The sequence below is a fragment of the Flammeovirga pectinis genome, assembly GCF_003970675.1.
Taxonomy (GTDB): Bacteria; Bacteroidota; Bacteroidia; order Cytophagales; family Flammeovirgaceae; genus Flammeovirga; species Flammeovirga pectinis.
In genome coordinates, this window is sequence record NZ_CP034562.1 from 3,546,381 (window position 1) to 3,565,000 (window position 18,620).

Genomic DNA, 18,620 nt, shown 5'->3' on the forward strand with positions numbered 1-18,620 from the left:
ACGATTTGTCTATTTGCTAAGCACTCCGTGAAGGTTCGACTCCTTCCCTTACAGCTATAATTAAAGCTTTCTAATTTTTCTTAGAAGGCTTTTTTTATGTCCAATTTTTTCCATAAAAGCTAATATCATAGCACTAGAATCTACAAAAAAACCAATATTTATACCATCAAAAGTATCAGATGGCCTGTGATAATCTTTATGTTCTTCTACTCCAAAATAGATAAATGGTATTCCTTTTTTATGGAATTCACCGTGATCAGAAGCAAATACCCAATTATTTAAGCCTTCATCTCTTCTTCGATCATGACCAAACTTAACAGTCATGTTTCCTGCTACACTATTTTGAATATCCTTACGGTACTCATTATGATAGTGAACTCCTGTTACAGATAATTCGTTAATATCACTTTTGGAAATCATATCCATATTAACAAACAGCAATATTGAATCTAACTGTATAAGGTTACTTTCAAGAAAATATGCAGAACCTGCACATCTACTTTCTTCAGCATCAAAAGATATAAATACAATTGGTAAATCTGCAGGGTTCTTTACAAATTCTCTCGCTATTTCTATAAGTGCAGCTACTCCTGAAGCATTATCATCTGCTCCATTATAGATGTTAGTTCCAAATATACCAAGGTGGTCATAATGAGCTCCAATAATTATACACCCGTCACTAGGGTGAGTCACTTGCTTACCTTCCACATAACCAATCACATTGTGACCCACTTCATGGATATTATAAAGTTTATTATAAAAATCAAAAGTTTGAATATAAGAGTCATCGAAATGTTTTAGGCCTACCTTTTCAAATTTATCAACAACGTAATCCCTTGCTAATAAACCTCCTTTTGTATTTGTTTTACGGCCTTCAAAATAATCAGAAGAGAAAATCCTAGTTGTTGTAAGTAAAGACACAGGGTCTAACCTACGCTCCTGAGCTATTAGGTGAGTAGAAATAATACTAATTAAAACATAAAAAAATACTCTTAACAACATTCTCTATTAAAAAATCTATTTACGAAATGATAAATATGGAATTATATTCTCCAAATCAGGTTCATTTATGGTCTTAATTTTAAGTAAATCCATTACAGTAGTATAAGGACCGTGTTGCTTTCTATAATTAATAATCCACCTTGCTTGTTTATAGGAAATATAAGGGTGAGTAGCCAATTTTTCATAGCTAACAGTATTCATCTCTATTTTAATAATAGTACTACTTTTAAAAACTAATTGAGAAGCTATATCTTTATAAACATCTTTTATTCCATAAATCTCTAAAAGCTGTTCTTTTTTATAAAAACTACCTCCTAATTTATTTCTATAGTCAATAATTTTGTTTGCCCTTACTTCCCCTATCCCGTTTAACTTTTTAAAGTCTTCTACAGTTCCTTTATTAATATCAACTGAATATATGACTTTCTTTTTAATTACTAGGTCTTCTGGCAGAAGAATAGAATCATATACCTTTTTATAGAATACAGAATCAACTCCATATAATTTTAAGAAGTCTTGTTTAATTTTTAAAACTCCTCCTGCTTCTCTATAACCCAATAAAGATTTAATAATTGATGACGGAAAAAACATTTCTTCAAGTTCTTTTCTTTTAACATCATTAGGATTAAATAATGAAAGTTGAAGAGGTTTTTTTTCTCTTAATTTTATATTTGGTTTATTTTTTTTATTAAAAAAGCTTTTTGATTTATGTGGAGATTTTTCACTTATTTTGAGGTAGGGACTTACCAAAGCAAATAATTCAGTAGTCATGCCATTAATCTTTTTCAGATCAGATTTCTGATAAAACCATCCTCCTTTTAATCTAAACCTCACAATTCTTTCTCCTAAATAAAAAGGTATGCCATATTTTTTCCAATGTTGTGGAGTAGCAAAATTAGGATCAAAATTATCTTTAGAGGTTTTCTGTTCCAATAATATGTATGTAAACTCTAACTCATCACTTGGAAAAAACTCTCGATGTAGTTCCTTAAAAATTTGAGGAGAATAAAGACATAAAATTAATATTGGAACAAGTAGGAGTAAACTAAAAAATTCGCGAGTTCGCATACTTATCTTTTCCTGTAGATAAGCTAAAAGTAGAAAGTTTTTCAAAATTGTTAGTAGTAGAATCGTTAATACAATAATATTAATTACCGCTTATCCAGTTCATTTAAGCGGTATGTTTCAATTATAGTAATCAGTTTAGATGGATATTTAGGGTCTGTTGCGTAACCAGCTTTTTTCAAACCTTTTGCCCACCCTTTATAATCAGTAATTCTCAAATCAAATAAAGATGAATACCATGATCTAGTTCTCAAGAAGTCTCCATGGTCTTCATATGAATCTAATACAGAATCATAAACTCTAAAACACTCATTAGGTCTATCATCATCATATTTATAAGATTCACCACTCCAATTACCACCACATTTAATTCCAAAATGGTTATTTGATGCTCTTGATAATTTACTATTCCCATTCCCTGATTCTAATAAACCTTGAGCTAAAGTTATACTAGCAGGCACCTTCTTTTTATGCATAGATTCTATTGCATAATCCTTGTACATACTAATATATTCTTGAGGTGTAAGTTTCTTTCCTGCAGGTATCTTATCTTCAACCCCTTTTTTTGGTTTAGCAGTATTATTTTTTGTGGTAGACTGTGCGTTAGAATTACCACCTCCATTCTCTGCTAAAAGTTGTCTATTTCTTCTTTCTACACGGTTAGAATACGTGTATTTACTTAAAGACTGACAAGATGAAAAAATAAGAGTAAGTAGTATAGGAATTAAAAAATAATACTTCTTCATTTGAAATTGGATCAAAAAATTAAAAAGGCTCAAGACTACAGTTGTCACTGCAAATCATGAGCCTAAATTTATATCAAATTAGTGGATTATACCAACTGTTTCAACAAACTTGTTAACGATACTTTCTCATCCATGAATGCCTTCAATTCTGAAATTGGTAACCTAAATTGTTCCATCGTATCTCTTTCTCTTACAGTTACTGTATTATCTTCCAACGTTTGGTGATCAACAGTAATACAATAAGGTGTTCCGATTAAATCTTGGCGTGTATACCTTTTACCAATAGCATCTTTTTCTTCGTAAGTAACATTATGATCAAATTTGATCTCGTTCATTACTTCCAATGCTTTATCTGGTAATCCATCTTTTTTAGTTAATGGGAATACTGCCGCTTTAATTGGAGCAATACCAGGGTGGAATTTCAAGAAAGTTCTTGATTTACCATTCTCCTCCGTTTCTGTATATGCACCAGTAAGAATTGATAAGAATAATCTATCTAAACCTACAGAAGTTTCTACAACATAAGGAACTACATTTTTACCTAACTCGTGGTCAAAGTATTGTAATTTTTTAGTAGAAAGTTCTTGATGAGCATTCAAATCAAAATCTGTACGAGAGTGGATACCCTCTAATTCTTTCTGTCCAAATGGGAATTTAAATTCAATATCAACCGCTGCATTTGCATAATGAGCTGTTTTTAAATGATCATGGAATACATAGTTTTCTGCTGCTCCAACTGCATGATGGAACTTCATTCTACGTTCTTTCCACAACTCATACCATTTCATTTCTGTACCTGGTTGAACAAAGAATTGCATTTCCATTTGTTCAAACTCACGCATACGAAAGATAAATTGACGAGCAACGATCTCATTACGGAATGCTTTACCAATTTGAGCAATACCAAAAGGAGGACGTTGTCTAGACGTATTCATAATGTTCAAGAAGTTCACAAATATACCTTGAGCCGTTTCTGGACGAAGGTAGATTTTTGATGAATCTCCAGCTACAGCACCTAATTCTGTAGAGAACATTAAGTTAAACTGACGAACATCTGTCCAATTACAAGTACCACTAACTGGGCAAACGATATTGTTACTTTCAATAATCGTTTTCAAACCTTCCATATCTTCGTTCTCTAAAGCAGTTTTAAACTCTGCTTCGATCGCGTCAATTTTAGTTTGGTTTCTTAGTACATTTGGATTAGTAACTAAGAATTGATCTTTATCAAAATCATCTCCAAAACGTTTTTGAGCTTTTAAAACTTCTTTCTCTATCTTGATTTGATATTTAGCCATCAAATCTTCGATAAGAACGTCTGCTCTATAACGTTTTTTAGAATCTTTATTATCTACTAATGGATCATTGAATGCATCCACGTGACCTGAAGCTTTCCATACCTTCGGATCCATAAAGATTGATGCATCAACACCTACAATATTTTCGTGCATTTGCACCATAGATGCCCACCAATATTTTTTAAGGTTGTTTTTTAATTCAACACCATTTGATCCATAATCATATACTGCTTGAAGTCCTCCATAAATTTCCGATGATGGAAATACAAAGCCATACTCTTTTGCATGAGATACAACTTTTTGGAACATATTTTCTTTATCTTGTTTTGCCATTACTCAATGATCTTTTTTCAAAAATTCAGCTTCAAAATTAGCAAATCAGAAGCATTAAAACACTCTATATTTAATATATCCTCCTAATTTTTCTGAAATCAGACAAAAACTTAATTATTATCCTACAATTCATATTATTTTGAAAGCTAGTCAATAAAAAAACGCATGAGAATTAAATTTTCATGCGTTGTTATTTTGCAAAAAATCTAACTACAATTAAGCCCCAATTACATCTATTCCAAAGAACTTAAGTAAAATGGTAATTATTGTAATAGAACCTAAAATTATAGGAGCTAAGTACTTTAATGCAAAGATTGTATATTTTCCTAAAAGAGAATTTCCAAAGTTTGGATTCCCATTTTCAATTTCTTTTTTAAAGTTATCTCCTCTCCATACCCATGCAGTATAAAATGATATTAGTAAGCCTCCTAAAGGCATAAAAGTATCAGAAGCTAGATTTTCGATGAAATCCATAAATGAGACTGTTTTACCACTACTGTAAGTTATGAACTCTGAAAAGAACTCTACAGTGCCATTTCCTAACATTGAAGGAATACCAAAAAGGAATATTACTAATCCTACAATCCAAACAGTACGACTTCTTCTCACTTCAAATTCATCTACTACATAAGCAACTGGAACTTCTAATAAAGCTACAGTTGACGTTAATGCTGCAAAAGAAAGTAAAACAAAAAACAATCCTCCTATAATTCTTCCCATTACTGGGCCAATAGATTCAAATGCTCCTGGTAATACAGTAAAAATTAATCCTGCTCCTCCATTACTTGGGTCTAAACCTTGAGAAAAAATAAAAGCAAACATCATTAGTCCTGCAATAAATGCAATTCCTACATCCGTTAATAAGATCATAAAAGTAGCATGCACCATATTATCTTTTTTCCCTACATAACTACCGTAAGTAATCAATGCTCCCATACCTAGTGATAAAGAGAAAAAGGCTTGTCCCATTGCACCATATGCAGTTTCAAAAGTAACTTCACTAAAATCTGGAATCAAATAGTATTTAACACCTTCTAAAGCACCATCCTGAGTAAGAGAATAAGTCATTAATGCTAAAATCAATACCAATAAAGAAGGCATCAATATCTTAGAAGCCTTTTCTATACCTCCAGAAATACCTCTAGATACTATCACTACTGTTACAACCATAAAAATGGATGAGAACAATAAGTTTAGTTGCCAATTTCCTACAAACTCTCCAAAATTTTGACCTAATGAGAAATTACCCGCAAACATTTCTATAGCAAAGCCTAAAGCCCATCCTGCTACAATGTTATAAAATGATAGAATAAATATTCCAGTAACAACTCCTAATTTACCAACTGCTGACCAAGGCTTATTTCCTTGTGCAGTAAAAGCACCTACAGCATTTTTATTAGTGTTTCTACCTATTGCAATTTCTGCCAACATAACAGGAAAACATAATAAGAAGCAAAAAGCAAGATACATTACAACAAAGGCACCTCCACCTCCATCACTTACTTCGAATGGAAACTTCCATATATTACCTAACCCAACTGCAGAACCAGCTGCAGCAAGTATAAAACCTAATTTGTTTGAAAAGCCTCCTCGACTAGTTTCTGATACCCCCGCCATAAATTATAAGAATTCGATAAAGTAATGTTTATTACAATGAGAAATTGTATAGATATATAAATCAAGATGCAAGAAAATACTTATCTCCTTATGCTACAACATTTAATTTTTATACAAATCAAATATTATCACTTATTATGTTGAAATAACTTAAAAAATAATAGCATTTTGTATAGTATTTTCAACTTAAAATTGATGATTATAACTACATAAATTCCTCATAAATAAAAAGGAATTATACCTCATGATATAATTCCTTAAATATATGATTTTCTAAATCTCTTAATCAATTAAATGAATACCAAAGAATTTAGAAAGAATTGTAATTATAGTAATTGATCCTAAAATAAATGGAGCTAAATATTTTAAAGCAAAAATTGTGTATTTACCCATAAAAGAAGTTGCAAACCCTGGGTTTCCACTTTCTATTTCTTCTTTAAACTTGTCTCCTCTCCAAATATAAGCTGTATATACAGATACTAAGAATCCTCCTAAAGGTAGGAATGTATCAGAAGCTAAATCTTCAATAAAATCCATGAAGTTAACCGTTGTATTAGAACCATGATAGTGAACAAAATTGGTAAAGAATTCTACCGTACCATTTCCTAACATTGATGGAACTCCTAATAAAAATATCACAGCGCCTACAATCCAAACAGCTCGACTTCTTCTAATTTCAAACTCATCTACAACATAAGCAACAGGTACTTCTAGTAAAGAAACAGTAGAAGTTAAGGCTGCAAATGATAATAGTACAAAGAACAAACCTCCTATGCATCTTCCTAAAACAGGACCGATAGATTCAAATGCTCCCGGTAATACTGTGAATATTAAACCTGCTCCTCCACCTTGTCCTTGTAAACCTTGAGAGAAAATAAAAGCAAACATCATTAAACCTGCAATAAATGCTATACCAACGTCTGCTAATAAGATCATTGCGGTTGCACTTACAATATTATCTTTTTTACCTACATAGCTACCATAAGTGATAAGCGCACCCATACCAAGTGATAATGAGAAAAATGCTTGCCCCATTGCACCATAGGCTGTTTTAAAACTTATTTCACTAAAATCTGGGATTAAATAAAATTTAACTCCATCTATTGCTCCTGGTTGTGTCAGAGAATATGCCATCAAGCCAAATATTAATACTAAAAGTGTTGGCATTAAGATCTTAGACGCTTTTTCAATTCCTCCAGAAACACCTTTAGCAACAATATATATCGTTACAAACATAAACACAGTCGATACCATTAAATTGATATGCCAGTTTCCTACAAACTCCCCAAAGTTATTTCCTACAGCAAAGTTTCCAGAAAACATTTCTACAGCAAACCCTAATGCCCATCCTGCTACTACATTATAGAAAGATAATATTAATGAACCACTCAAAACAGCAAGCATACCAACACCTGCCCATTTTTTATGTCCATTCGCTGCAAATGCCCCTACTGCATTCTTGTTTGTTTTTCTCCCTAAAGCAATTTCTGCCATCATTACAGGGAAACATAACATAAAACAGAAAGCTAAATACATTACAACAAAGGCTCCTCCACCTCCATCACTCACTTCAAATGGGAATTTCCAAATATTACCTAGACCAACAGCAGAACCAGCCGCTGCCATAATAAAACCGAATTTATTCGAGAAGCCACCACGACTACTTTCAGAATTCTTTATACCTGCCATTTTTTATATAATTGAATTGTTTGTCAATGAGATTCTAATTTGTTAGGGATTTAACTAACCGACACGCAATAAAATAGTTATAACGAAGTTTGTCAATTTTATATGGATATATTTAATGTTTATCAAAACTACTATCATAAATAACTAATCAATAAAAATTAAAAGTAATAAAATTGAAAATACACAAAATATAATTCGGATAGCTTAAAATAATAAACAAAAAAAAGACCCAAGTAGCTACAACTACTTGGGTCCACCAGAATGCAAGATTTTAATTAGTACTACTGCTTATTTAGCAGGTGCACCACCTTTGTTACCACCGCTTTTTCTAGCACCACCACGGCCGCCTCTACTGCGACGATCGTTGTTATTACGCTTACCACCACGATCGTTACCACCTCTACGGTTATCACGACGTCCAGTTTCAGCTGATGGAGAAAGATCACGACGACCTAAAACTTCACCTTTAAATACCCAAACTTTGATACCAATGATACCATAAACAGTTAGAGCTTCAGATAAAGCATAGTCGATATCCGCACGTAAAGTATGCAAAGGAATACGACCTTCTTTGTATAGTTCAGTACGTGCCATTTCAGCACCTCCTAAACGACCAGAAAGTTTTACCTTGATACCTTGAGCACCATGACGTACCGCGTTAGCGATAGCTTGTTTCATAGCACGACGGTAAGAAACACGGCTTTTTAATTGTTGAGCGATAGACTCACCAATTAATTTAGCGTCAGTTTCAGGACGTTTAACTTCAGAGATGTTGATTTGAACATCTTTTCCAGTTAAACGCTTTAACTCTTCTTTAATTTTATCTACCTCAGCACCTGCTTTACCGATAACAACACCCGGGCGAGCAGTATGAATAGTTAAAGTAACGCGCTTAATAGTACGCTCAATAACTATACGTGAAATACCTGCACGAGGGTTCGGTAAACGAACTGCGATATATTTTCTGATCTTGTTATCCTCTACAAGCTTGTCAGAGAAATCTTTTCCACCATACCAGCTAGATTCCCATCCTCTGATATAGCCTAAACGAAGACCAATTGGATTTATCTTTTGTCCCATGGAAAATTTTATTAATTATCTGACTCGTTTGATTCTGAAGAACCTTCTGACACTACATCAATAAGGCTTGTGCTGCGAGCATCGATAACCACTGTTACGTGGTTAGAACGCTTGCGGATTCTGTGAGCACGCCCTTGTGGAGCTGGACGGAAACGCTTTAATTGGCGTCCACCAGTTACAAAGATTGATTTCACATATAAATCTGCATCTTCAACAGACTCGTCAGGGTTTTTATTTTCCCAGTTTGCCACTGCAGAAAGAATTAACTTTTCTACTAGAGGAGCACCAGCTTTTTGAGCATAACGGAGAGTATTCAGTGCATCAATAACCTGCACACCTCTTACTGCGTCCGCTACAAGCATCATCTTGCGTGGAGCGATAGGGCAATTGTTAAGTTTTGCTACTGCTTCCATTATTTCTTGCCTTTATCTTTTTTGTTGATATGACCTTTGTAAGTACGTGTTGGAGCAAATTCTCCTAGTTTATGACCTACCATATTCTCGGTAACATAAACAGGAATAAATTTGTTGCCATTATGTACAGCAAATGTATGACCTATGAAATCTGGAGAGATCATAGATCTACGAGACCAAGTCTTGATGACTTGCTTCTTGCCAGACTCATTAGTCGCATCGATTTTCTTTACCAAACGAAAATCAATGTAAGGTCCTTTTTTTAGCGATCTTGCCATGACTTAAATTACTTTTTCCTTCTTGAAACGATCAGCTTACTAGAGTACTTCTTAGTGTTACGCGTTTTCTGACCTTTTGCGTATACACCTGTACGTGAACGAGGGTGACCTCCTGAAGATTTACCTTCACCACCACCCATAGGGTGATCAACTGGGTTCATTGCAACACCTCTTACACGTGGTCTACGACCTAACCAACGCTTTCTACCAGCCTTACCTAAACGAACGTTCATATGATCGCCGTTAGAAACAGTACCGATAGTTGCTAAGCATTCGATTAATACTAGTCTAGTTTCACCTGAAGGTAATTTAAGTGTAGCATATCTACCTGTACGACCTAGCAATTGTGCATAAGCACCAGCAGAACGTACCATAGCAGCACCTTTACCTGGCTTCAATTCCACATTGTGGATAATTGAACCAACAGGGATTTCAGACAATGGAAGCGCATTTCCAAGATCAGGAGCTACACCTGAACCAGACAAGATTGTCTGTCCAACTTGTAATCCTTCTGGAGCAACGATATACGTTTTAGCACCATCTACATAATAGATTAATGCAATACGTGCAGTACGGTTTGGATCGTACTCGATAGATTTCACGATACCAGGAACGCCATGCTTGTTACGTTTGAAGTCGATCGCACGTAATTTACGCTTATGACCGCCACCAATGTTACGTACAGTCATTTTACCTGAGTTGTTACGACCACCTGAACGGTGCTTACCAACTGTCAGTGACTTTTCTGGTGTACTTTTCGTGATTTCCTCGAAAGTAGGAGCGACTCTGAATCGCTGTCCCGGAGTTATGGGCTTTAACTTTTTAACAGCCATTTTTCAAACTTTCGTAATTTGCTTTTACAGTAATCAGATAGGTTTTCCTAACTACCATAGACAACAAATTGGTTAAACTTATACCAGTGCGCAGAACCCAAAAGTTCTGAACCCGGTACTTTTCTTTTTTCTTTAGATCAGATCTTAAAGACCTTCGTAGATGTCAATAATCTCACCCTCTACAACTTTCACCATAGCTTTCTTGTATGATGAAGTATGACCGCTTACTACAGCAGCTTTTGTGTAACGAGTTTTTGATTTACCTGGTAAGATTGCAGTACGAACTGCATCTACAGAAACACCATACTTTGCTTCAACAGCTTGTTTGATCTGTACCTTGTTAGCTCCTTTAGCTACTACGAATGTGTAAACACCTTTTTCGTGAGCAATTGCAGCCTTTTCTGTCAAGATAGGTTTTACCAATACTTGCATTATATTAAGGGCTTAAAGGTTAGACAATTTTTCAACTGCGTCTTGAGCAAGAACTAACTTGTCAGCATGCAAGATATCGTAAGTGTTTAAAGAATTAACCACTACAACATTTGCTTTAGCCAAGTTTCTTGCAGACTTGTAAACATTTTCGTTTTGCTCAGCAAGAACAACTAATGTTTTAACACCAGTTAAATTCAAGTTTGCAAGCACTTCTTTAAATGCTTTAGTTTGAGGAGCATCAAATGATAAACCTTCAAGAGCTATAACATTACTTTCTTGTGCTTTGTAAGCAAGTGCCGAACGACGTGCCAATTGCTTAACTTTTTTGTTAAGTGATTGACGGTAATCTCTCGGACGAGGTCCAAAAATACGTCCACCTCCACGAAATACTGGAGATTTGATTGAGCCCGAACGAGCCGTACCTGTACCTTTTTGTTTTTTAAGCTTGCGAGTAGATCCTGCGATCTCAGCACGCTCTTTAGCTTTATGCGTTCCCTGACGTTGTGCTGCCAAGTACGCTTTCACGTCAAGATAGATAGCGTGATCATTTGGCTCAATGCCAAATACCGCTTCTGGTAAAGTTACTTTACCTGTCTCAACGCCTTTAGAATTCAATACTGCGATTTCCATCTTCCGACTACTTTTCAAGGATTACGTAAGAATTTTTAGCACCTGGGATTGCACCAGAAACAAGGATTAAACCGTCCTCTGGGTACATCTTCATAACGCGTAAGTTCATAACTTTAACACGTTTTCCACCAGTACGTCCAGCCATACGAAGACCTTTGAAAACACGTGATGGAGTAGCACAAGCACCAATAGCACCTGGAGCTCTCAAACGGTTATGCTGACCGTGAGTAGCTTGTCCAACACCACCGAAGTTGTGTCTCTTAACTACACCTTGGAAACCTTTACCTTTTGATGTTCCTACGATATCAACAAATTCTCCCTCAGAGAAAATCTCATCCATCTTTAAAACGTCTCCTAATCCACGCTCCATTACTGGGTTACGGAATTCAATTACTTTGCGCTTTGGCGAAGTACTTGCTTTTGAGAAGTGACCTTTCATAGCAGCGGACGTGCGCTTCTCCTTTTTCTCGTCGAAGCCTACTTGGATAGCAGTGTAACCATCCGTTTCTTGCGTCTTAACTTGAGTCACAACGTTAGGACCAGTTTGAATCAACGTACAAGCGATATTCTTGCCGTTTTCATCATAAATACTAGTCATACCGACTTTTTTTGCAATAAGTCCTGGCATTGTTCTATACTTAATTAAATTTTATAAAATACCTGAATGTCAGCTCATAAACATCCAACTCATTGAACAAAAAATACGCTTCGAGCTCCCCGTCTGGTCCTTCATTTTGTATCTCTCGTTCGAGCTGATTTGATATAGTACAGCTTTCAAACGGCTTGCAAAGGTAAGCATTTTAAATCACATACCAAATATTTATTCTTATATCGCTAAAAAACAGCAACATAGGTAGCTTTTATTAACAGAAACATTATATTCCCATAATTTTTAAAGTTTACAGACTTCAATCTCATTTTTTTGCTCTTAGAGCAGGTATACTATGACTAAGAAAAATACTAGACGATCATTCATAAAAAATTTCTCCAAAGTAAGTACTGCTGCTATAACAGGTGGTATTCTTGCCGCTTGTGATAATTCAACATCAAAAGAAGAAAAGAAAAATAATAGCACTAAGGATAAAGTATTCAATTGGAAGTGTGTTACCGTTTGGCCTCCTAACTTCCCTATTCTTGGAGAAAGTGTTAATAATTTAGCAAAAGAATTATTTGACCTTTCAGATGGACGTCTAAATATTAAAGTTTATGGAGGAGGAGAACTAGTACCTGCCTTAGAATCTTTTGATGCTGTACAATTAGGTGGTGTACAAATGATGCATGGTGCGGCATATTATTGGGCTGGAAAAATCCCTGCTTCAGTATTTTTTACAGCAACTCCTTTTGGCATGAATACTAGAGAGCAAAATGCTTGGTTATTATATGGTGGAGGCAACGAGTTATGGAAAGAGTTGTATAATAAAATAGGCTTAGAGCCATTTCCGTGTGGAAATACAGGCACACAAATGGGAGGTTGGTTTAACACAAAAATTAACTCAACTGAAGATTTAAAGGGAATAAAAATGAGAATTCCTGGTTTAGGGGGTAAGGTGTTTACGAAAGCAGGAGGAACATCAGTTACTGTTCCAGGTGGAGAAATTTACACAAATCTAGAAAGAGGTGTAATTGATGCTACGGAATGGATTGGTCCTTATCACGACTATTTAATGGGTTTTCATAAAATTGCTAAATACTATTATTACCCTGGTTGGCATGAACCGTCTGCTACATTAGAGTTAGTTTGTAATAAAAAAGCATATGATAGTTTACCTGAAGATCTCCAAGTATTAATAAAGGCTGTCTCTTTAAAATACAATGGTATTATGATGTCTGAATTTGAAAAATTTAATACTGAGTATCTACAGAAGATAATCCAAGAAGGTAATAATGAAATTCTCCCCTTTCCAGAAGATGTAATGAAAGCCTTAAAAGGTTACTCAGAAGATACTTTAAATGAGTTAATTACTAACGACCCATTTGCTAAAAAAGTAAATGATAGCTTCCAAGCTTTTAAGAAAAATATTAAACAATGGTCAATAATCTCAACAGATGCAATGCAACCTTATTTATAACCATAAATTGGTGTATCTTTGCAGCTTATAAATCATTGATTCTCATAGATGAATACAAAATTATTAGCCAAAGTAAAAGATGCTTGCAAGGCTGCAGGTAAATCTTTTGTTTTCACTGCACCTGATGAAAACGACGAAAGTCAAGTTCAATTCCAATTTATTGGAACTAGAAATGGAGAAGAAGTAGTAATGGATGCGTTTTTATATACGCTTGAAATGGAATACTTCGCTAAAATTCATGAAGAAGCTACACAGCTTGTAATTGAAGAAAATCCAAAATTCAAAGACGCTGACTTTGATGTTATCGACGGTCCACATATCGAAGCGTTAGAAGAAATTTCTGCTGAAATTGCTAAAAACGACGATTATGATGTAGCTGAATTTGTTGAAGAACGTCCTGAGGATGCAGATGGAAGCGGAGTTCCTTTAGACATCTGTCTAAATGTCCCTTCTGTTACTAAAGAAGTAATCGCTAAGTTCATCAAAGAATACAATGATAATACATTAAAACTTGATGATACAGTTTTCTCATTCGATATTTGGAATGAGCAATAATAATAGCTAAACAGCAAAAAAGGGGTTGATATGAAAACATATCAACCCCTTTTTGTATGAAAATCCCTAGAATTAGTCTCTAAGACGTCCACTTACAGAATCTCTTACTTTTTTCTCATCTCTCTGAATAAATCTATTCGCTAACGAGTTAAATACTATAGAAAACACAGGTAAAAAGAAACCGACTGCAAATTTACCTTCGCCACCAACTAATTCTGCACCCATAAAGTATCCATAATAAAAGATTAACCCAATTGTTGCAAATATCAATACACTATTTAATAAATTCAATTTCATTTGATTCATTCTATTCTTAAAAGAGAATAATGAAATTGCGGCTACAAATGCAGATAGCCCAGATACAATTGCAATTGCAATTGTATTCACCGTTTCTCCATCTGATACTACTAATTGTAATGCCGTTAAAGTAGCTTCTTTTCCTTCAACATTTGCCGACCAAATTGGAGCAAAAATTACAGCAGTCATTACAACTGTAATTAATAAAAGAAAGATTGATTGAATTCTTTGAATCATTTTCTATTTGATATTTTAATAATATACTCTCTACAAGAATATATTAATTCTATATTTAATTATACAGGAATCTTGTCAACTCTATTTTGATGACGTCCTCCTTCAAATTCTGTTGATATAAAAGTATCAACAATCTCAATTGCTCTTGCAAGTGAAATAAAACGAGCAGGCATTGATAATACATTTGCATTATTATGCTGACGCGTTAATGCTGCTAATACTGGCTCCCAACATAAGCCTGCACGAATACCTTTATGCTTATTTGCTACCATAGAAACACCAATTCCACTACCACAAATAGTGATACCAAATTCATACTCACCATTTTCAACAGCTGTTGCTAAAGGGTGTACGTAATCAGGATAGTCACAAGATGCTGTAGAGAAAGGACCAAAATCCTTTACTTCATGACCATTTGCTTCTAAGTGCTTAATGATTTCGTCTTTGTATTCGTAACCAGCGTGATCGCCACCAATTGCCAATTTCATTATCTGACTAATTTAATGTTTACTATTATTCTAGATGAAATTTCATCAGAACTGCAAAGTTATCAATTGTTTTGCGTTGACGACAAGATATTTTAATTTAATCCTATATTTTTTTATATTTTCTTCTCAAAGAATACTTTTCAAGGCTTCAGAAAATGCTTCTGCTATATTTTGAGATTTATATCGTGCGTATGCACTACTTTTTTGAGGTGTAAGTTTTCCATTCTCTTTCCATTCTAAAAACATAGAAGTAATTAATTGTTTTACTTCTTTCTTTTGATTGTACTCCAAACATTCTCCCATTCCTGTTTCTGCAATTATTTTAGAAGAATCTCCTTTTGTATTCCCTAAACTAAGTATAGTTTTCTCTAGTGCTAGATATTCAAATAGCTTCCCTGGAATACGACCTATTGAGTTATCTGCCTTATTTAATAACATCAACAGAACATCAGAAGATTTACCTTTTTGCAAAGCTTCTTTTCTAGTTAATTGGGAAACAAAAGAAATCAAATTTTTCTTTTTATGTCTTTCTATAAATTCAATAATTGAATAATCTACTTGTCCAATAAATTGTAATTCAAATTGAGTAGAGAACCCTTCCAATTCAACTCCTAATTCTATAATTATATCAAGTAGTTGATATGGAACACGATCTTTACCTACTAAACCGAGATGTGTAATTCTCATTTTCTTACTATCTGATCTATTAGATAACATTGAGAAATCTTTAGGATCATATCCCAATGGAACGACAGCTACGTTTTTAGCTCCAATAGCATAAAGATCATCTTTCCAAGCATCACTTACAGTCGTAATTATATCTGCTTCTTTAAATATTTGTTGTTCTAATTGATGATGTTTATTGTTAGCCCAATCCGTTAATATCAGTTCTTTATAATAATCTACTTGAGTCCATGGGTCCTGAAAATCTGCTAACCAAGGTAAATCAAATTGACTTTTTAAGTGAGCTCCAATCAAATTAACAGAATGTGGTGGCCCTGTAGTTATAATTGCATCAATTTTATTATTAGATAAATATTTTGATACTTCTTTTACAACTGGTCCAATCCAAAATTTTCTAGCGTCGGGAATAAAAAAGTTACTTCTAATAAAAACAGCAAGCTTTGCTTTCCAAGATTTACTTTTCTCATCTGATGCAACTAAAACGTTATTGACATTTTCATCTTTCTTTCTAGAAGTAAACTTTTTATATAAACTATAAGGTTCCCAAATTGGTACTTTTATTCGTTCAATATCTTGAGGGAAATCTTCTAGCATTTCATTATCAAAAGATGGATAGTGTGCATCTTTAGGGGTAACTAAAACTGGTTCCCAACCAAAATCTCTAATATATTTTATTAACTTAAGAGGCCGTATTACAGGTATTCCTCCACAAGGAGGAAAATAATAAGTTATAACAAGTACCTTCTTCATAAGGTTATTATTTATTCAAAAAATGATAGGTAACGCCTAAATAAAGATACAAAAATAGGATACTGTTTACTTAAAAAAACTATATATCTTTTGATATTTATTTCGAAGCCTTTAAAAGCCGAATTATAAACATTAATTTTGACTTGGTCTCAAATTTAAAGTACATATGCTCACACTTGCTGAAGTAATCGCGGAACTAATTAATGAATCTCCTTTTCTACAAGAAGGAATTGCAGAAGGTATTATAAATTATAGTGCTCTTGCTCGAAAATTACACCCTGAAATAGAAAAGAGGTTTGATAAAGAAGTACAGCAAGGAGCAATTGTAATGGCACTAAAACGAATGGCACATAAAGTTGACGCCTCTCAATTAGAAGATCAAGCTAAAGATTACATTAGGCATATGGGAGACATTTTAGTTCGCTCTGATCTTGTCGATTTTGCTTATAAAAATTCTCCAACACTTATTCGTGCTCAAAAAGACTTATTAGAACTAGTTCAAAATAGTAGCAGCGACTTATTTCATGCATCATCAAAAGGTATGCATGAAACAAATATTATTACGAGTAAGACATTTGCAGATAAAGTAAAAGAACTTTTTGAGGAAGAAGAAAAACTATCTGAAATTCAAGAACTTGCTGCAGTTACCATGAGAATGCCTATTTCTTATACCAAAGATGCCCCCGGTGTTTTCTATCATATATTAAAAACTCTTGCTTGGAATAAAATAAATGTTGTAGAATTTATCTCAACCAAACATGAGTTTTCAATAATTATTGAGAAAGAAGAGATAAACCACACCTTCAAGTTATTGCATGACATGAAGAATAGTTAATCATCCCATTTTCAATATCATTCAGATGAATTACTCTATCCTAGATAAATAAGAAAGCCATAAGATATTTAATTATCCTATGGCTTTTTAGTTTTGCTATTTTTTTGAGATCTACTTTCTTTAAAAAAGTATAGCCACAAAAAAAGGTTAGTCAACATCTTGTGTTAACTAACCTTCTATATATAATAAATGTGGCGTCGACCTACTCTCCCGGGGGTTAACCCAGTACCATCAGCACTGTGGGGCTTAACTGCTCTGTTCGGAATGGAAAGAGGTGAACACCCACGTCATTGACACCATCAATATCTTAATGTCTTTGATCATCGAATCTAATCACTAATACCAAACAACTCATCTAAATAAGTTATTTGACAGTGAAAAGGAAAAACTTTGCTAGCACTCTATTACTAGAGTGCTAACCGTAAAAGAAAAGCTCTTGGGCGATTAGTACTTCTCAGCTGAATGTATCTCTACACGTACACTTGAAGCCTATCAACGTCATAATCTATAACAACCCTTATATGGAAATCTCATCTCGAGGTGGGTTTCGCGCTTAGATGCTTTCAGCGCTTATCCGCTCCACACATAGGTACCCGGCGATGCTCCTGGCGGAACAACCGGTACGCCAGAGGTGTGTCCAACTCGGTCCTCTCGTACTAAAGTCAGAGCCTCTCAAATTTCCTACGCCCGCAACAGATAGAGACCGAACTGTCTCACGACGTTCTGAACCCAGCTCGCGTGCCACTTTAATGGGCGAACAGCCCAACCCTTGGGACCTTCTCCAGCCCCAGGACGTGACGAGCCGACATCGAGGTGCCAAACCTCCCCGTCGATATGAGCTCTTGGGGGAGATCAGCCTGTTATCCCCAGAGTACCTTTTATCCTTTGAGCGATGGCCCTTCCATGCGGTACCACCGGATCACTATGTCCCACTTTCGTGCCTGTTCGAAATGTCTCTCTCGCAGTCAGGCTCCCTTATGCCATTGCGCTCTTCCGACGATTGCCGACCGTCGTGAGGGAACCTTGGAAAGCCTCCGTTACTCTTTTGGAGGCGACCACCCCAGTCAAACTACCCACCAAACAATGTCCGGACTTTAAGCCCGTTAGACCGTCGAACAGGAAAGGGCGGTATTTCAACAATGACTCCAAAACGCCTAGCGACGCTCCTTCACAGTCTCCCGCCTATCCTACACATTCCTGGCCAACGGCCAACGTTAAGTTGCAGTAAAGGTTCATGGGGTCTTTTCGTCCCGTTGCGGGTAAGCGGCATCTTCACCGCTACTTCAATT

19 protein-coding genes and 2 rRNA genes (1 of these 21 only partly in view) are annotated in these 18,620 nt (G+C 34.9%); 3 read left to right on the forward strand and 18 right to left on the reverse strand.

The annotated features are described in order from the left end of the window. Nucleotides 1-60: 60 nt before the first annotated feature. The 13 genes from EI427_RS14240 to rplC all read right to left on the reverse strand — a co-directional run bounded on the left by EI427_RS14240 (nt 61) and on the right by rplC (nt 12,044). Nucleotides 61-1,002, reverse strand: a complete 942-nt coding sequence (locus EI427_RS14240; protein WP_126615768.1) for a M20/M25/M40 family metallo-hydrolase — start codon at nt 1,000-1,002, stop codon at nt 61-63. A gap of 15 nt (nt 1,003-1,017) precedes the next feature. Beyond that, complete coding sequence (locus EI427_RS14245; RefSeq protein ID WP_170178476.1) at nt 1,018-1,935, reverse strand: helix-hairpin-helix domain-containing protein; 918 nt, start codon at nt 1,933-1,935, stop codon at nt 1,018-1,020. 218 nt (nt 1,936-2,153) lie between these two features. Continuing rightward, nucleotides 2,154-2,813 (reverse strand): glycoside hydrolase family 73 protein, encoded by a 660-nt coding sequence (locus tag EI427_RS26260; protein ID WP_240655308.1) that lies wholly within the window; start codon nt 2,811-2,813, stop codon nt 2,154-2,156. A gap of 86 nt (nt 2,814-2,899) precedes the next feature. Then, complete coding sequence (locus EI427_RS14255) at nt 2,900-4,444, reverse strand: glycine--tRNA ligase (protein WP_126615772.1); 1,545 nt, start codon at nt 4,442-4,444, stop codon at nt 2,900-2,902. 216 nt (nt 4,445-4,660) lie between these two features. Beyond that, entirely contained in the window at nt 4,661-6,061 is a 1,401-nt protein-coding gene (locus EI427_RS14260) for a sodium-dependent transporter (RefSeq protein WP_126615774.1), read from the reverse strand. Between the two features lie 282 nt (nt 6,062-6,343). After that, nucleotides 6,344-7,750 carry a sodium-dependent transporter gene (locus EI427_RS14265; protein WP_126615776.1) on the reverse strand — a complete coding sequence of 469 codons (1,407 nt, stop codon included), beginning with the start codon at nt 7,748-7,750 and terminating at the stop codon, nt 6,344-6,346. Nucleotides 7,751-8,038: 288 nt separating this feature from the next. Then, nucleotides 8,039-8,830 (reverse strand): 30S ribosomal protein S3, encoded by a 792-nt coding sequence (rpsC, locus tag EI427_RS14270; RefSeq protein ID WP_126615778.1) that lies wholly within the window; start codon nt 8,828-8,830, stop codon nt 8,039-8,041. Nucleotides 8,831-8,841: 11 nt separating this feature from the next. Continuing rightward, nucleotides 8,842-9,243: a 50S ribosomal protein L22 gene (rplV, locus tag EI427_RS14275; protein ID WP_126615780.1), complete on the reverse strand. Its 402-nt coding sequence runs from the start codon at nt 9,241-9,243 to the stop codon at nt 8,842-8,844. Then, nucleotides 9,243-9,521: a 30S ribosomal protein S19 gene (gene rpsS, locus EI427_RS14280; RefSeq protein WP_126615782.1), complete on the reverse strand. Its 279-nt coding sequence runs from the start codon at nt 9,519-9,521 to the stop codon at nt 9,243-9,245. The genes rplV and rpsS overlap by 1 nt, the downstream gene beginning before the upstream one ends. A gap of 8 nt (nt 9,522-9,529) precedes the next feature. After that, the gene (gene rplB / locus EI427_RS14285; RefSeq protein ID WP_126615784.1) at nt 9,530-10,354 is read right to left on the reverse strand and encodes a 50S ribosomal protein L2; all 825 of its coding nucleotides are present in this window, start codon (nt 10,352-10,354) and stop codon (nt 9,530-9,532) included. A gap of 144 nt (nt 10,355-10,498) precedes the next feature. After that, nucleotides 10,499-10,786: a 50S ribosomal protein L23 gene (rplW, locus tag EI427_RS14290; RefSeq protein ID WP_126615786.1), complete on the reverse strand. Its 288-nt coding sequence runs from the start codon at nt 10,784-10,786 to the stop codon at nt 10,499-10,501. Nucleotides 10,787-10,798: 12 nt separating this feature from the next. Then, the gene (gene rplD, locus EI427_RS14295; RefSeq protein ID WP_126615788.1) at nt 10,799-11,416 is read right to left on the reverse strand and encodes a 50S ribosomal protein L4; all 618 of its coding nucleotides are present in this window, start codon (nt 11,414-11,416) and stop codon (nt 10,799-10,801) included. 7 nt (nt 11,417-11,423) lie between these two features. Further along, a complete protein-coding gene (gene rplC / locus EI427_RS14300) occupies nt 11,424-12,044 on the reverse strand; it encodes a 50S ribosomal protein L3 (RefSeq protein WP_126615790.1) in 621 nt (206 codons plus the stop codon). Between the two features lie 316 nt (nt 12,045-12,360). Here rplC and EI427_RS14305 point away from each other — a divergent pair, with 316 nt between their 5' ends. Further along, a complete protein-coding gene (locus EI427_RS14305) occupies nt 12,361-13,485 on the forward strand; it encodes a TRAP transporter substrate-binding protein (RefSeq protein WP_126615792.1) in 1,125 nt (374 codons plus the stop codon). A 48-nt stretch (nt 13,486-13,533) separates the two neighbouring features. Beyond that, the gene (locus tag EI427_RS14310; RefSeq protein ID WP_126615794.1) at nt 13,534-14,040 is read left to right on the forward strand and encodes a hypothetical protein; all 507 of its coding nucleotides are present in this window, start codon (nt 13,534-13,536) and stop codon (nt 14,038-14,040) included. 72 nt (nt 14,041-14,112) lie between these two features. Here the strand turns inward: EI427_RS14310 and EI427_RS14315 are convergent, their stop codons facing one another. The 3 genes from EI427_RS14315 to EI427_RS14325 form a co-directional block, all read right to left on the reverse strand. Next, entirely contained in the window at nt 14,113-14,574 is a 462-nt protein-coding gene (locus EI427_RS14315) for a DUF4293 domain-containing protein (RefSeq protein WP_126615796.1), read from the reverse strand. A gap of 59 nt (nt 14,575-14,633) precedes the next feature. Next, nucleotides 14,634-15,062 carry a ribose 5-phosphate isomerase B gene (rpiB, locus tag EI427_RS14320; protein ID WP_205727861.1) on the reverse strand — a complete coding sequence of 143 codons (429 nt, stop codon included), beginning with the start codon at nt 15,060-15,062 and terminating at the stop codon, nt 14,634-14,636. A gap of 126 nt (nt 15,063-15,188) precedes the next feature. Beyond that, nucleotides 15,189-16,496 (reverse strand): glycosyltransferase, encoded by a 1,308-nt coding sequence (locus EI427_RS14325; RefSeq protein WP_126615800.1) that lies wholly within the window; start codon nt 16,494-16,496, stop codon nt 15,189-15,191. Between the two features lie 166 nt (nt 16,497-16,662). Between EI427_RS14325 and EI427_RS14330 the strand changes: the two genes are divergently transcribed. Continuing rightward, the gene (locus EI427_RS14330; protein ID WP_126615801.1) at nt 16,663-17,331 is read left to right on the forward strand and encodes an aspartate kinase; all 669 of its coding nucleotides are present in this window, start codon (nt 16,663-16,665) and stop codon (nt 17,329-17,331) included. A gap of 189 nt (nt 17,332-17,520) precedes the next feature. Here the strand turns inward: EI427_RS14330 and rrf are convergent. Both rrf and EI427_RS14340 read right to left on the reverse strand, forming a co-directional pair. Beyond that, nucleotides 17,521-17,632: ribosomal RNA gene (rrf, locus tag EI427_RS14335) — 5S ribosomal RNA — on the reverse strand. A 123-nt stretch (nt 17,633-17,755) separates the two neighbouring features. Continuing rightward, nucleotides 17,756-18,620: ribosomal RNA gene (locus EI427_RS14340) — 23S ribosomal RNA — on the reverse strand (it continues 2,012 nt past the right edge of the window).

Excerpts from the sequence above, each read along its gene's own strand:
- EI427_RS14325 (WP_126615800.1), bottom strand. The coding sequence starts at position 16,496 with ATGAAGAAGGTACTTGTTATAACTTATTATTTTCCTCCTTGTGGAGGA.
- rpsS (WP_126615782.1), bottom strand. The coding sequence starts at position 9,521 with ATGGCAAGATCGCTAAAAAAAGGACCTTACATTGATTTTCGTTTGGTA.
- EI427_RS14265 (WP_126615776.1), bottom strand. The coding sequence starts at position 7,750 with ATGGCAGGTATAAAGAATTCTGAAAGTAGTCGTGGTGGCTTCTCGAAT.
- EI427_RS26260 (WP_240655308.1), bottom strand. The coding sequence starts at position 2,813 with ATGAAGAAGTATTATTTTTTAATTCCTATACTACTTACTCTTATTTTT.
- EI427_RS14315 (WP_126615796.1), bottom strand. The coding sequence starts at position 14,574 with ATGATTCAAAGAATTCAATCAATCTTTCTTTTATTAATTACAGTTGTA.
- EI427_RS14310 (WP_126615794.1), top strand. The coding sequence starts at position 13,534 with ATGAATACAAAATTATTAGCCAAAGTAAAAGATGCTTGCAAGGCTGCA.
- EI427_RS14240 (WP_126615768.1), bottom strand. The coding sequence starts at position 1,002 with ATGTTGTTAAGAGTATTTTTTTATGTTTTAATTAGTATTATTTCTACT.
- rplC (WP_126615790.1), bottom strand. The coding sequence starts at position 12,044 with ATGCCAGGACTTATTGCAAAAAAAGTCGGTATGACTAGTATTTATGAT.
- rplB (WP_126615784.1), bottom strand. The coding sequence starts at position 10,354 with ATGGCTGTTAAAAAGTTAAAGCCCATAACTCCGGGACAGCGATTCAGA.
- rpiB (WP_205727861.1), bottom strand. The coding sequence starts at position 15,062 with ATGAAATTGGCAATTGGTGGCGATCACGCTGGTTACGAATACAAAGAC.
- rplW (WP_126615786.1), bottom strand. The coding sequence starts at position 10,786 with ATGCAAGTATTGGTAAAACCTATCTTGACAGAAAAGGCTGCAATTGCT.
- rpsC (WP_126615778.1), bottom strand. The coding sequence starts at position 8,830 with ATGGGACAAAAGATAAATCCAATTGGTCTTCGTTTAGGCTATATCAGA.
- rplD (WP_126615788.1), bottom strand. The coding sequence starts at position 11,416 with ATGGAAATCGCAGTATTGAATTCTAAAGGCGTTGAGACAGGTAAAGTA.
- EI427_RS14260 (WP_126615774.1), bottom strand. The coding sequence starts at position 6,061 with ATGGCGGGGGTATCAGAAACTAGTCGAGGAGGCTTTTCAAACAAATTA.
- EI427_RS14305 (WP_126615792.1), top strand. The coding sequence starts at position 12,361 with ATGACTAAGAAAAATACTAGACGATCATTCATAAAAAATTTCTCCAAA.
- rplV (WP_126615780.1), bottom strand. The coding sequence starts at position 9,243 with ATGGAAGCAGTAGCAAAACTTAACAATTGCCCTATCGCTCCACGCAAG.
- EI427_RS14255 (WP_126615772.1), bottom strand. The coding sequence starts at position 4,444 with ATGGCAAAACAAGATAAAGAAAATATGTTCCAAAAAGTTGTATCTCAT.
- EI427_RS14330 (WP_126615801.1), top strand. The coding sequence starts at position 16,663 with ATGCTCACACTTGCTGAAGTAATCGCGGAACTAATTAATGAATCTCCT.